The following is a 13,668-nucleotide window of genomic DNA, read 5'->3' on the forward strand; positions in this document are numbered from 1 at the left end:
CAGGGTTGTCGCCTGAGTGAAATGCAAATAGTGTCCGAAATTTCCAACAGTAATATCTTTCTTGTCGGCCTCATGGGCGCAGGCAAAACCACGATCGGGCGCATCCTGGCCCGCAAGCTGGGCTTGCGCTTTGTCGATTCCGACCACGAAATCGAGGCACGCACGGGAGCGACCATTCCGTGGATCTTTGAAATCGAGGGCGAGGCCAGCTTTCGCCGGCGCGAGGCCGAGGTCATCCGCGACCTGAGCGCCCAGGAAGGCATCGTCATGGCCACGGGCGGCGGGGCCATCCTCAACGCTGACAGCCGCGCCTACCTGAAGGAGCGGGGCACGGTCGTCTACCTGCGCGCCAGCGTCAGCAACATCCTCGCGCGCACCAGCCACGACAAGAACCGTCCCCTGCTGCAGACGGCGGACCCGCGCGGCAAGCTGGAAGAATTGACGTCGCAGCGCGAGCCCCATTACATGGAAGTGGCCGACATTGTGATCGACACGGGCCGTCCTAACGTACAATCGATGGTCCAGACCATCCTGATGCAGCTGGCCAGCCTCGAATGCGAGGCCTCGCCCAACTGCGTCATTCATGCAGAGCCTTCGATGAACGAGCAATCCAAAATGTTGTTGAGCGTAGACCTCGACGAACGCAGTTATCCGATCGCCATCGGTCCTGGCCTCCTGGCCGACGCCGACGCGCTGCTGCGCCATATCAGTGGCCACAAGGTGGCCATCGTCACCAATACCACCGTCGCGCCCCTGTACCTGGGCCGCCTGCAGGCGGCGCTGGCCAGCGATGGCCGCGAAGTGATCAGCATCGTCCTGCCGGACGGCGAAGAATATAAAAACTGGGCCAGCCTGATGCAGATCTTCGACGCGCTGCTGGCCAACAAATGCGACCGCAAGACCACTCTCGTGGCGCTGGGCGGCGGCGTGATCGGCGACCTGACCGGCTATGCGGCGGCCAGCTACATGCGCGGCATCGGCTTCGTGCAGGTGCCCACCACCCTGCTGGCGCAGGTCGATTCCTCCGTTGGCGGCAAGACGGGCATCAACCACCCGCTGGGCAAGAACATGATCGGCGCCTTCTACCAGCCGCGCGCCGTGATCGCCGACACCTCGACCCTGGAAACCCTGCCGGCGCGCGAGCTGTCGGCCGGCCTGGCCGAAGTGATCAAGCACGGCGCCATCATCGATGCGGCGTTTTTCGACTGGATCGAGGCGAACATGGCCAAGCTGATGGCGCGCGACAAGGGCGCCCTGGCGTATGCGATCGCCCGCTCGTGCGAAATCAAGGCCGACGTGGTGCGCCAGGATGAGCGCGAAGGCGGCTTGCGCGCGATCCTGAATTTCGGCCACACCTTCGGCCACGCCATCGAGGCGGGTCTGGGCTACGGCCACTGGCTGCACGGCGAAGCCGTCGGCTGCGGCATGGTGATGGCGGCCGACCTGTCCTGCCGCATGGGCTATATCGACCAGGCGGCCGTGGAGCGCGTGCGCAAGCTCGTCGCCGCCGCCGGCCTGCCGATCAAGGCGCCGGACCTCGGTGTCGAGCGCTGGCTGGAACTGATGGAAGTGGACAAGAAGAACGAGGGCGGCGCCATCAAGTTCATCTTGCTCAAACCCTTGGGCAGCCCGAACATCACGTCCGCGCCGCACGAACTGGTGCTGGCCACCCTGGCCGCCGGAGTGCAATAACATGCTGCCAGAAGACTTCCTCGCTCCCTACGCAGCTCACTCGGCACAGGGGCAGGGACGTCGCTTTGCCGAGGCGCCGCACGCCTCGCGCAGCCAGTTCCAGCGCGACCGCGACCGCATCATCCACTCTTCGGCCTTCCGCCGCCTCGAATACAAGACGCAGGTTTTCCTCAATCACGAGGGAGACCTGTTCCGCACGCGCCTGACGCACAGCCTGGAAGTGGCGCAGGTCGGCCGCTCCATCGCGCGCAACCTGCGCCTCAATGAAGACCTGGTGGAAGCCATCGCGCTCGCGCATGACCTGGGCCACACGCCATTCGGCCATGTGGGCCAGGACGTGCTCAACGAATGCATGGGCGAGCACGGCGGTTTCGAGCACAACCTGCAAAGCCTGCGCGTGGTCGACACACTGGAAGAGCACTACGGCGCCTTCGACGGCTTGAACCTGATGTTCGAGACGCGCGAAGGCATATTGAAGCACTGCTCGCTGGCGCATGCGCGCGAACTGGGACCCGTGGCGCAGCGCTTCATCGACCGCACGCAACCGACCCTGGAAGCACAGCTGACCAACCTGGCCGATGAAATCGCCTACAACAGCCACGATATCGACGATGGCCTGCGTTCCGGCCTGATCACCATCGACCAGCTGGAAGAGGTGGAATTCTTCGGCCGCCTGTGGCGCGAGGTGCAGCAGGCGTTTCCCGGCCTGTCGGGCCGGCGCGCCATCTATGAAACCCTGCGCCGCCTGATCACGGCGCTGGCCGACGATCTGATCGTCACGTCGAATGCCCTGATTGGTGACGCCGCTCCCCACGACGTCAGCGAAGTGCGCGCCAGTCCCCCGCTGATCCGTTTTTCGGATGCCATGCGCCGTGATGCGACGGAGCTGAAACGCTTTTTAAGGGCGAACCTGTACCGCCACTACCAGGTCAACCGCATGCGCGTCAAAGCAAGCCGCATCGTGCGCGAACTGTACGACAGCTTCATGGCCGAACCGGCCCTGCTGCCGCCCGACTATCAACTCAGGGATGGCGACGTCACGCAGCAGGCGCGCAAGATCGCCGACTACATCGCCGGCATGACGGACCGCTACGCGATCCGCGAGCACCGCCGGTTGTATTCTCTGGATGAGTTGTAGGTCGGGTTAGCCGGAACGGCGTAACCCGACACCACCACCATCCCTGCCAACAAGGTTGTCGGATTACGCGCCTGCGCGCCTCGGCGGCCCCGCTAATCCGACCTACTCCGCATTTTCGGTCCTGTCAATCGGCATGATCATCTAGGCTCCCGCACTATCACCCCAATACCCCCGTAGCGCCTTCTTTTCTATCATGGCAGCAAGTCAACAAGGGCTTGCCGCCCATAGTCAAGGAGAGTGCCATGATTGAATCGCGCCGCAGTTTCTTGCGCGCCTTGCCAGCCGTAACCATCGGGGCGGCCATCGCGCCGCTGCCCAGCAAGGCGGCCACCAAGGGCGAAGGCGGCCAGCGCTGGGCGATGGTGGTCGATGTGCAGAAATGCATCGGCTGCCAGGCTTGCACGGTCTCCTGCATCATGGAAAACGCCGTGCCGGAAAACAGCTTCCGTACCGTCGTCTCGACCTATGAAGTCAAGGAAGAGAACCGCTGCGGTACCTACATGCTGCCGCGCCTGTGCAACCATTGCGCCAATCCCCCCTGCATTCCCGTCTGTCCCGTGGGCGCCACCTTCCAGCGCAAGGACGGCGTCGTCGTCGTCGACGGCGACCGCTGCGTGGGCTGTGCCTACTGCGTGCAGGCATGCCCGTACGACGCGCGCTTCATCAACCACGAGACGGGCAAGGCCGACAAATGCACGTTCTGCGCGCACCGGGTCGACGAAGGCTTGCTGCCGGCCTGCGTGGAAACCTGCGTGGGCGGCGCGCGCATCTTCGGCGACCTCAATGATCCGGAGAGCCTGGTGCACCAGCTGCTCACCGAGAACAAGGTGAAGGTGCTGAAACCCGAGCAGGGCACCCAGCCCCACGTGTTCTACCTGGGACTGGATACGCGCTTCGCCGGCCACGTCGAGGGCGAAGCGACTCTTTGGCAACCGAGCAAACACGGGAAATAAACCATGGACAGCCACATCACCGAAATTGTCAACGTCACGCGCGAAGCGGCATGGCTGCCGTGGGCGGTGCAGTATTTTTTCCTCATCGGCCTCAGTTATGGCAGCTTCATGCTGACCTTGCCGTACTTCGTCTTCGGCCGCAAGGCGTATGAACGCCTGGGGCGTATCGCGCTGCTGGCGTCGCTCGTCTGCGGCATGACGGCGCCCGTGGCGCTGCTGGCCGACTTGCACGGGCCGGGCCGCTTCTATCACTTCTATCTTTACTTCCAGCCGCAGTCGTGGATGTCGTGGGGCGCGTTCTTCATTCCCCTGTATCTGGGCTGTTTGATGCTGTACGCGTGGCTGGCGCTGCGCGTGGACTTCGCCGCGCGGGGACAGGGCCAGGACCGTTTGGCCTTTGCCTATCGCCTGCTGGGGCGCGGTGGCGCCGCATCGCGCAAGGCGATCATTACCGCTGCCGCCTTCACCTTGCTGGCCGCCTTTGTCGTGGGCCTGTACACGGGCATGGAAGTGATGGTGGTGCGTGCCAGGCCCCTGTGGTTCACGCCGTTCCTGCCGGCGCAATTTGCCGCCACGGCCTTTGTCGGGGCGGTGGGCCTGGCGCTGCTGTTCAACCGCTTCCTGCCGGGCCGCGACCAGGTGCTGGAAGTGGCGCTGAACCGCGCGTTGGCCCTGTCGCTGGCGCTGGTGCTGGCGCTGGGCGGCGGCTGGCTGTTCGTCAGTCTGTCCGGCGTGAGCGCCAGCCACAGCATGGCATTCACCCAAGTGGCGGGTATGCCGCAATGGCAGTTCACCGCAGTCTGGGCCGTGCTGTCGTCCATCGTGCCGATGGCCCTGGCCATCTGGCGCCCGGCCAGCAGTGGCCTGGTCAATGGCCTGATCGCGCTGCATAGCGCCTGGATGATGCGCTGGACGATTTTCATCGGCGGCCAGACGATCCCGAAGACGGGCGCGGGCCTGTACGACTACCACCTGCCGATGGGGAACGATGGCTTGATGGGGATTATCGGCACGGCCGGTTTGTGGATCGCGCTGCTGTTGCTGATGCTGGAATTTTTGCCATGGGCCGGACGCGTTGTCGCTGCACGCACCCGTCCTGCCATGGCCACGCACTGAGGAGTCAACAATGAACGAACACATACACAACGACGTCCCTGAAGACGAGAACGAAAAACGCCGCAAGCTGCTGTGCTACGGCGCCATCGGCGGCGGGCTGGCCGCATTTGCCGCCAGCTTTTCCACCACGGCCGGCCGCATGGTCGACCATGCGCTGGGCAAAGATAAACCTGTGCAGAAACTGCATGGCAATTCCCTGCAACCCGAGTTTTCCGTCGACACGGCGACGGGGAAATTGACGGTCAATCCCGACCAGCAGGTGAGCTACACCATGTGCATGGGCTGCACCACGTTTTGCGGCGTGCGCGTGCGCCTCGACAAGAAAAGCGGCAAGGTGCTGCGCGTGGCGGGCAATCCCTACAGCCCCCTGTCGGCCGACCCGGCGCTGCCATATCAAACCTCGGTACGCGACAGCTTTGTCTCGCTGTCGCGCTTCCAGGAGCAGGGCTTGAAAGGGCGCTCGACCGCTTGCGGCCGCGGCAATGGCGTGCTGGAACAGATGGAGTCGCCGTTCCGCGTGCTGGCACCCATGAAACGCGTGGGACCGCGCGGCGGCGGCCAGTGGGAACCGATCGCCTTCGACCAGCTGGTGAAGGAAGTGACGGAAGGCGGCGACCTGTTTGGCGAAGGCCACGTGCAGGGGCTGCGCGCCTTGCGCGAGCTGGAAAAACCGATCGATCCGGCGCAGCCGGAGCTGGGTCCGCAAGTCAACCAGGTGGGCCTGATGTGCAGCACCGACGATGGCCGCCTGGCGTTCGGCACGCGCTTTTTCAAGCAGTCGTACGGCAGTTTGAACCTGGTCAACCACGGCTCGTATTGCGGCGGCGCCTACCGCAGCGGCTCGGGCGCCATGTTCGGCGACATGAAGAAAATGCCGCACGCGAAAGTGGACCTGGAAAACACGGAGTTCTGCATTTTCGTCGGCACGGCGCCGGGCAATGCGGGCAATCCGTTCAAGCGCCAGGGCACCCTGATCGCGAAAGCCCGCTCGGGCAAGCGCGAATTCAGCTACGTCGTCGTCGACCCCGTGCTGACGAATGCGGACAGCCTGGCCGCGGGCGACCGCAGCCGTTGGGTACCGATCAAGCCTGGCACGGATGGCGCGCTGGCCATGGCCATGATCCGCTGGATCATCGAGCACGAACGCTATGACCGCAACTTCCTCGTGCAGCCGAACCTGAAGGTGGCGGAAGCGGCGGGCGAAGCCGCCTGGTGCAACGCCACGCATTTGATCATCAACGAGAAGGGCCATCCGCGCGACGGCCGCTACCTGCGCGCGTCGGACATCGGTGCGGTGGAACTGGCGGAAGACGAGCGCTACAAGGATGGCGACGCCTTCTGCGTGATCGACGCCGCCACCCAAGCCATCGTGCCGCACAATGCCGCCAAGGGCGAGGCGCGCCTGTTCTTCGATGGCCCGCTGGACGTGGCCGGCGCGCCGCTGCACCTGAAGACGGCCATGACGATGCTCAACGAGGAAGCGCAGCGCCACAGCATGGATGACTATGCGGCCGCCTGCGGCATCGCGCGCGACATCATCGAAGGCCTGGCGCAGGAGCTGACCAGCCATGGCAAGCGCGCCGCCGTCAATGCGCACGGCGGCATGATGTCGGGCGCCGGCTTTTATAACGCGTACGCGCTGGTCATGCTCAACACCCTGATCGGCAATTTGAACCGCAAGGGCGGCACCCTCGTCAACGGCGGCAGCTTCAAGGATGCGGGACCCGGTCCGCGCTATAACCTTGAGAGTTTCGACGGCGAGATCAAGGCGGCCGGCATGCCGATCGGACGCAATGTGCCATATGAAAAAACCTCGGAATTCAAGCTGAAGAAAGAAGCGGGCAAGGCGTATCCGGCGAAGGCGCCGTGGTATCCGAACGCGCCCGCGCTGGCGACAGAATGGCTCACCAGCGCCATGAACGGCTACCCGTACACCCTGAAGGCGCTGATCCTGTGGAGCTGCAATCCTGTCTACGGCATCACGGGCTTGCGCGCGCAGATCGGCAAAGAACTGGCCGATCCGAAGAAGATTCCCCTGATCGTCGCCATCGACCCCTTCATCAATGAAAGCTCGGCCTTTGCCGACTACCTGCTGCCCGACACCTTGCTGTATGAAAGCTGGGGCTGGGCCGGCGCCTGGGGCGGCATGCCTGTCAAAATGAGCACGGCGCGCTGGCCCGTGGTCGAACCGCGCGTGCAAAAGACGCCGGATGGCCAGACCATCTGCATGGAATCGTTCTTCATCGCGCTGGCAAAGACGATGGCCTTGCCCGGCTTCGGCCCGGACGCCTTGCAGGACATGGATGGCCAGCGCTTCCCCTTGCTGCGCGCGGAAGACTGGTATCTGCGCGGCGGCGCCAACATCGCCTGGCAAGGCAAAACATCCGTGCCGGAGGCCAGCGACGACGATATCGATTTGTCCGGCGTGGCGCGCATCCGCCCTGAACTGGAGCGCACCCTGAAGCCGGAAGAGTGGCGCAAGGTGGCCTTCATGCTGGCGCGGGGAGGGCGCTATCAGAGCTATGGCGAGATGTTCGGCCTGCGTTTGCCGCCGCCGGCGAATCCCAAGGCGCCGGCAGCGCCTGCACCCGTGATCGACGAGACGCCGTATCCGCAAGACTGGTCCACGCACCGCTATCTGAAACCGATGATGCTGTACAACGAGGGACTGGGCGTGAGCAAGAACAGCTTGAGCGGCAAGCGTTTCCCCGGCACGCCCGCGTGGAGAGTGGCGGCGTTTGCCGACGGCACGCCCGTGCGCAAAACCTATCCGGCCAGCGAGTGGCCGTTCGAGTTGATCAGTTTTAAATCGGCGCTGCAAAACTCGTACAGCATCGGCGCGCGGCGCTTGCGCGGCATCCATCCGGACAACCCCGTCGCCGTGCATCCCGACGATGCGGCGCGGCTGAAGCTGGAAAATGGCGATGAAATATACCTGGAAACGCCGGGCGGCAGGGCCAGGGCGACGGTGATGCTGCGCCATGGCGTGCAGCGGGGCGTGATCGCCATCGAACACGGTTTCGGCCACAAGGAGCATGGCGCGCGCGCGCACCGCATCGGCAAGCTGCGCCAGCCCGACGAGCCGGCCATCGGCGCGGGCATCAACCTGAACGACCTGGGGCTGACGGACCCGAGCCGCGGCGACAAGAACGTGTTTGTCGATCCTGTCTCGGGCACGTCGGTGCGGCAGGGACTGCCGGCGCGCATCGTGCGGGCCTAGATCTGGCCACCTGCCATCAGCAGCCGGGCTACCTCGGCTGCCGAATGCAGGCCCAGTTTTTCCATCGTGTTATGGCGGTGCACCTGCACCGTCTTGTCGCTGATGCCCAGTTCGCGGGCGATGACTTTCGAGGCTTTGCCTTCGGCCATCAGCAGTGCCACTTCACGCTCGCGCGCGGTGAGCCTGGCCAGCGCCGATTGCGCCGTATTCGCGCTGGCGGCGCTGCGGCTTTCTTCCACGCTGCGGGCCACGGCGCGCGAGACGGCGTCCAGCAATATCTGGTCCTTGCACGGCTTTTCCAGAAAATCGCAGGCGCCCGCCTTCATCGTCTGCACGGCCATGGCCAGGTCGCCGTGGCCGCTGAGGAAAATCACGGGCAGCGATATGGCGTGTCCGGTCTTATTATTCAACTCCTGTTGCAGTTCCAGTCCGCTCATCAGGGGCATGCGCACGTCGAGCAGCAGACAGCCGGGCACATGGCCATCGTAGCGCTGCAGGAAATCGCGCGCCGATTCAAACGTCTGCACTTGCCAGCCGGCCGAATCGAACAGATAGGCCAGCGAGCGGCGCATGGCGGCGTCGTCGTCGACGACAAAGATGATCGCATCGCTTTCATTCATGGTGTTTTCTCTTGTATTTCCTTGTGTGCGTCCATGCCGGTATCTTCGGGCAGGCGGAACCAGACCGTCAAGCCCGGCGCATCGGCATTGGCATGTGCCGACAGGCTGCCGCCGAACGATTCGATGATGCTTTTGCTGAGCGACATGCCCAGTCCCAGGCCTTCGGCCTTGGTGGTAAAAAACGGTTCGAACAGGCGCGCCATCTGCGCCGTCGGCAGGCCGCAGCCGGCGTCGCGCACGGCCACCGTGCAGGCGCCGTTTTCGCGGTGCAGCAGCACGCCGATGGCGTGCTGGGGATTGCCGTTTTCTACCTGCGCATCGAGCGCATTCTTGAGCAGATTGAGCAGCACCTGCTGCACTTGCTGCGGGTCGGCCAGCACGCGCGGCGCAGCGCTGATCGTCTCGTGGCGCCAGGCTATCCTCGCTTGCGGATGGGCCGCGCGGAACAACGATACCGCTTGCTCGACGGCGTCGGCCAGGGCGAAGGCCGTGCTGTGCGCGGGACGCTTTCGCGCCATCGCGCGGATGTGGCGGATGATGGCGCCCGCGCGTTCACTTTGTGTGGCGATTTCCTGCGCGCCGTCGAGCAGGGGCGCCGCATCGAGCCGGCCCGCCGTGATGCGGCGCGCCATGCCGCGCGCGAAATTGCCGATGGCTGCCAGCGGCTGGTTCAATTCGTGCGCGATGGCGCTGGCCATCTCGCCCAGGATCGCCAGGCGCGCCGTGTGGTCGAGCGTGGCCTGGCGCTGGCGCGCCTGTTCTTCCAGCGCGCGCTGCTGGTGCTGGGCGGCGCGCAATTGCTCCGTGCGCCGGCTGACCAGGTATTCCACGCGTACCGTGTGCACGGCCCAGGCGACGAGCAAGGCCAGCACCAGCAGCATCCAGCCCCAGTAGCGGCGCAGCGCCGTCTCGAACGTCAGCTTGTCCAGGTAAGCGTAGGGGCCGATGCGCAAGTCGCGGAACAGCTCATCGACGATCTGGTAATCGCTGGGCACCGTCCAGCTGTAGCCTTCATCTGTGCGCGGCATGGCCAGCAGGGCTTGCGCCACCTTTTTCGCCAGCGCGGGCGGCGTCTGGCGCAGGGCCACGAAGGGCCAGTCCGGATACAGCCGCGACGAGCTGGCGCAGCGAAATCCGGGTATCGGGCGCGTGGTGATCACGCGCAGTTCCTCGGCGCGCACTTCGCCGCGCGCCACCATCTGTTCCAGCAAACAGGTGCGCACGATGCCCGCATCCATGTGCCCTGACCGCACGGCGTCGATGATCTGCTGCGAGGGAAAACCGCTGTAGCGCAGGCTGGCAAAATCATGCGTGGGATCGATGCCCGCTTCGCGCAATTCGCGCGCGGCGATCTGGTAACCGCCAAACGCATCGGGCGCCACGGCCATCACGTTCTTGCCCGCCAGGTCTGCCAGGTCATGCAGTGGCGAGGCGTTGCGCACGACGATGGCCGAACCGATGGCCTGGCGCGGAGAATCCGTCCACGGCGATTCCAGGGTGGCGATGCGGCTGGCGCCGTCGCTGTGTTCGAGCGCCACGTAATGGCCGCTGCTGGTGATGGCAAAGGCGATGGCTTGCGACTGCACGGCGCGCGTGAGGCCCGCCTGGTCGTAGTCGGCCAGGATGAAACGGATGCCGGGAATGCTGGCCTGCAGGTGGCGCGTCACGTACGACCAGTCCTGCTGCACGGCGTCGCCACCCTTGTAGGCCAGTACGCCGATGCGTACCTCCGGCAGCTCGTCAGCCGCGTGGGCGCCGTGCAGACACAGCGCCGTCAGTGCGACGAGTAAAAAACGCCGCACTAGAACATGCTGCGCTGCGCCGAACGCGCATCGCCGAACAGGTCCAGCAGCAGTTTCTTGATGGGCGCTGGCAGTGGCGCGTCCGCGATTTTCGCGCCGTCGTACCAGACGTGCGTGGACTCTCCGGCCAGCGCCAAGCGCCGCGCCAGGGTGATGCGGCAGGGAACGATGTGCAGCTTGTAGTGGGTAAACACATGCACGATGGGCAGCAGCCGTTCCTGCGTTTCGATCTGGCCGAATGACGCCACGGCGCGTGCCAGCGCATCCTGGTCGATGTCGCGCGGACAGTCCTCGCCGGCCAGCACGTGGCCATCGAGTTCGGGCAAGGACAGCAAGCCGCCCCAGATGCCCGAGCCCGGGCGCTGCTCCAGCAGCACCTTGCCGTCGTCGATGATGACCAGCATGACGGCGTGTTTTTCCGGGCTGGTTTTCTTCGGTTTGCGCACGGGCAGATCCTTGGTGCGGCCGGTGGCATAGGCCACGCAGCGCGGCTGCAGCGGACAGCGGCCGCAATCGGGACTGCTCCGCGTGCACAGGGTGGCGCCAAAGTCCATCAGGCCCTGCGTGTAGGCTTCGATGCCTGAATCTATTCCCGCTGCGGGCAGCAGTGCTTCGGCGCGGCGCCACATGGCTTCCTCGACGCGTTTTTCGCCGGGATAGGCGTCGATGCCAAACGTGCGCGCAAAGACGCGCTTGACGTTGCCGTCCATGATGGCTGCGCGCGTGCCGCTGGAAAACGCGGAGATGGCGGCCGCCGTCGAGCGGCCGATGCCGGGCAGGTCGGCCAGCAGGGCAGGGTCGCTGGGGAAGACGCCGTCGTATTCGGCGACCACGCGCTGCGCGCACTTGTGCAGGTTGCGCGCCCGCGTGTAGTAACCGAGGCCGCTCCACTGCGCCATCACGTCTTCCACGGGGGCTGCCGCCAAATCGCGCAGGGTAGGAAAGCGTTCGAGGAAGCGCGCGTAGTAGCCGAGTACGGCGGTGACCTGCGTTTGCTGCAGCATGATTTCGGACAGCCAGATCAAATAGGCGTCGCGCGTGTTTTGCCATGGCAGCGCATGGCGGCCATGCTGCTTTTGCCAGGCGATGACGGTGGCGGAAAAACTAGGGTCGATATAGTCTTCTAAAGGTGCCGCGCCCGTGGCGGGCGAGAGCGGATGCAGCAGACGTTTCATGCAAGGTTCCAGTGTTCTGTTGTTTGATGTTGCTGATGTTGCGCTCAGCTTGCGCTGGCGGCGCGCAAGGCAGCGAGCAATTGCGCCAGCTGGGCCTTGTCGCGTTCGAGCGCCGCCAGGCTGGCTTCAAAGCCGGCGATTTTCTGTTCCAGGCTGCCCGTGGCGTCGTGAATGCGCTGGATCGAGGCAAAGCGCAGTTTCAGCTGTTCCTTGTACTCGACGATCTGCGCTTCGAGCGGCGCCATGATGACTTTCAGCCAGGCGCTGGCGTCGTCGTTGGCGTTGGTGAAGCTGCGGCGCACGCGCGAGGCGATGGTGTCGAAGAATTTCTCCATCAGCACGACCCGGCTGGTGGTGAGCAGGGTCGCCGTGCCGAACTGCTTATGGTAGACGGCTTCGATGTCGGCGATTTCCTGGCGGTAGCGGGCCAGCGAAAACGGCATCGGCAAGGCCAGCGCCAGGCCATGTTCGGTGGCGAATTTGCGGTACATCACGTTCATCATTTCCGTGATCTCGGCCGTCTTGCCTTCCGAGCGGTCGAGGTTCTGGCCGATGCGCTCAAAGTACTGGCGCACGGCTTCGCGCAAGCCCGTGAAAAAGCGGCTGCGCTGCATGGCCGTGCGCACGCCATCGATATCGTCGCGCACGATATCCATGCCCAGGCTCGTGTACAGCTCTGTCGACAGGCGGGTAAACACGGCGCGCGTCGCTTGCAGCTTGAACAGGCTGCTGTCGAATTCCTTCTTCTCGATATCGATGCGGCGCATCATGTGCGCGATCACGCTCTGGTTCTTGCCGCGCAGGCTGTGCAGCTCGTGCAACTGCTCGGCGATGCCGCGCGCGCGTGCCGCCGCCTGCACCTGCTGCGCCGCTTCGATTGCATCCAGGTCGAACGCCAGCTGGCGCCGGATGATGTCCTTGCGCGCGGGGATCAGCTCCTCGAACAGGGCTGTCTCCAGCGCCTGCAAGCGGCTCTTTTCCAGCAGCGCCGCGTCCTGGTTGATCTTGCCCACCAGGGCCTTTTGCGCTGAGACGGGAAACACCTGGCCAGCATCCAGCATCAGCAGGTGCGCCACGCTGGCCTGCTGGCGTTCGATGGCTTGCGCCACCTCGGCATCGCCGCGCAACTCATCCCACATGCTGTCGATCTTGTTGAGCACCACCAGACGCCCCGCGCCGGCGCCGATATGGTTGCGCCATACCTCGATGTCGCTGCGCGTGACGCCCGTGTCGGCCGCCAGGATGAACAGCACCGCGTGCGCATTCGGGATCAGGTTCAGGGTCAGTTCCGGTTCCGTGCCGATGGCGTTCAGGCCCGGCGTGTCGAGGATCACCAGGCCCTGCTTCAGCAGCGGATGGGGGAAGTTGATGATGGCGTGGCGCCACATGGAGATTTCCACCTGGCCGTCCTCGTCCAGCATGGCGTGGGCGTCCGCATCGTCGGCGTCGTACAGGCCGTAGCGTGCCGCCTCCTCGATGCCGACTTTTTTCGTCAGGCTGACCTGGCGGATGGCTTCCTGCATGTCGCCGCCCGCCTCGATATTCAGGGGCAGGACGGTCCAGGCGGCGGGCAGGTCGCGGTAGTCGCTGGTCGACAGGTTTTGCGCGCGCGTCTCGATGGGCAGCAGCCGGATCGATGGCGGCCAGGCCGCGTCGTACAGCAGCTCGGTGGGGCACATGGTGGTGCGGCCCGCGCCCGAGGGCAGGATGCGCTGGCCGTAGCCGGCAAAGAAGATGGCGTTGATCAGCTCGGATTTGCCGCGCGAGAATTCCGCCACGAAGGCGACCGATAAACGGTCATCGGCCAGGCGGGAGCCACAGCGCGCCAGGCGCAGCGCGGAGGCGCCGTCGACCAGGCCCGCCGCGCTGGCGGCTTGCCGGTATGCCTGCAAGGCGGCCTGTACGTCCTGCCGCCATGCGCTGTATTGTTCCAGGTCCCTGACCATCTGGCT

General features: G+C 64.8%; 9 protein-coding genes. 5 read left to right on the forward strand and 4 right to left on the reverse strand.

Translation table 11 applies throughout. From position 1 onward, the window contains the following. Window positions 1–21 precede the first annotated feature (21 nt). From aroKB to JAB1_RS04190, 5 genes are all read left to right on the forward strand, one after another. Window positions 22–1,692 carry a bifunctional shikimate kinase/3-dehydroquinate synthase AroKB gene (gene aroKB / locus JAB1_RS04170; RefSeq protein WP_083299560.1) on the forward strand — a complete coding sequence of 557 codons (1,671 nt, stop codon included), beginning with the start codon at window positions 22–24 and terminating at the stop codon, window positions 1,690–1,692. Between the two features lies 1 nt (window position 1,693). Continuing rightward, window positions 1,694–2,830: a deoxyguanosinetriphosphate triphosphohydrolase gene (locus tag JAB1_RS04175; RefSeq protein ID WP_070278929.1), complete on the forward strand. Its 1,137-nt coding sequence runs from the start codon at window positions 1,694–1,696 to the stop codon at window positions 2,828–2,830. Window positions 2,831–3,072: 242 nt separating this feature from the next. After that, on the forward strand, window positions 3,073–3,783 hold the full coding sequence (dsrO, locus tag JAB1_RS04180) for a sulfate reduction electron transfer complex DsrMKJOP subunit DsrO (RefSeq protein ID WP_051991383.1): 711 nt from the start codon (window positions 3,073–3,075) through the stop codon (window positions 3,781–3,783). Between the two features lie 3 nt (window positions 3,784–3,786). After that, window positions 3,787–4,899, forward strand: coding sequence for an NrfD/PsrC family molybdoenzyme membrane anchor subunit (nrfD, locus tag JAB1_RS04185; RefSeq protein ID WP_070278931.1), 1,113 nt, complete (start codon window positions 3,787–3,789; stop codon window positions 4,897–4,899). Window positions 4,900–4,909: 10 nt separating this feature from the next. Then, window positions 4,910–8,119, forward strand: coding sequence for a molybdopterin dinucleotide binding domain-containing protein (locus JAB1_RS04190; protein WP_070278933.1), 3,210 nt, complete (start codon window positions 4,910–4,912; stop codon window positions 8,117–8,119). Here the strand turns inward: JAB1_RS04190 and JAB1_RS04195 are convergent. From JAB1_RS04195 to JAB1_RS04210, 4 genes are read right to left on the reverse strand one after another with little or no spacing between them, the layout of a single operon-like run. Next, a complete protein-coding gene (locus JAB1_RS04195; RefSeq protein ID WP_070278934.1) occupies window positions 8,116–8,739 on the reverse strand; it encodes a response regulator in 624 nt (207 codons plus the stop codon). The genes JAB1_RS04190 and JAB1_RS04195 overlap by 4 nt on opposite strands. Next, on the reverse strand, window positions 8,736–10,541 hold the full coding sequence (locus tag JAB1_RS04200; RefSeq protein WP_175445014.1) for a sensor histidine kinase: 1,806 nt from the start codon (window positions 10,539–10,541) through the stop codon (window positions 8,736–8,738). Before JAB1_RS04200 ends, JAB1_RS04195 begins: the two co-directional genes overlap by 4 nt. Beyond that, on the reverse strand, window positions 10,541–11,716 hold the full coding sequence (gene mutY / locus JAB1_RS04205; protein WP_070278936.1) for an A/G-specific adenine glycosylase: 1,176 nt from the start codon (window positions 11,714–11,716) through the stop codon (window positions 10,541–10,543). Before mutY ends, JAB1_RS04200 begins: the two co-directional genes overlap by 1 nt. A gap of 44 nt (window positions 11,717–11,760) precedes the next feature. Further along, complete coding sequence (locus JAB1_RS04210; RefSeq protein WP_070278938.1) at window positions 11,761–13,662, reverse strand: dynamin family protein; 1,902 nt, start codon at window positions 13,660–13,662, stop codon at window positions 11,761–11,763. Window positions 13,663–13,668: the final 6 nt, after the last annotated feature.

This window comes from Janthinobacterium sp. MP5059B, assembly GCF_001758645.1.
Taxonomy (GTDB): domain Bacteria; phylum Pseudomonadota; class Gammaproteobacteria; order Burkholderiales; family Burkholderiaceae_D; genus Janthinobacterium; species Janthinobacterium lividum.

Bases quoted from the DNA above. Each gene is read 5' to 3' on its own strand.
- aroKB (WP_083299560.1), top strand. From the start codon at position 22: ATGCAAATAGTGTCCGAAATTTCCAACAGTAATATCTTTCTTGTCGGC.
- JAB1_RS04175 (WP_070278929.1), top strand. From the start codon at position 1,694: ATGCTGCCAGAAGACTTCCTCGCTCCCTACGCAGCTCACTCGGCACAG.
- dsrO (WP_051991383.1), top strand. From the start codon at position 3,073: ATGATTGAATCGCGCCGCAGTTTCTTGCGCGCCTTGCCAGCCGTAACC.
- nrfD (WP_070278931.1), top strand. From the start codon at position 3,787: ATGGACAGCCACATCACCGAAATTGTCAACGTCACGCGCGAAGCGGCA.
- JAB1_RS04190 (WP_070278933.1), top strand. From the start codon at position 4,910: ATGAACGAACACATACACAACGACGTCCCTGAAGACGAGAACGAAAAA.
- JAB1_RS04195 (WP_070278934.1), bottom strand. From the start codon at position 8,739: ATGAATGAAAGCGATGCGATCATCTTTGTCGTCGACGACGACGCCGCC.
- mutY (WP_070278936.1), bottom strand. From the start codon at position 11,716: ATGAAACGTCTGCTGCATCCGCTCTCGCCCGCCACGGGCGCGGCACCT.
- JAB1_RS04210 (WP_070278938.1), bottom strand. From the start codon at position 13,662: ATGGTCAGGGACCTGGAACAATACAGCGCATGGCGGCAGGACGTACAG.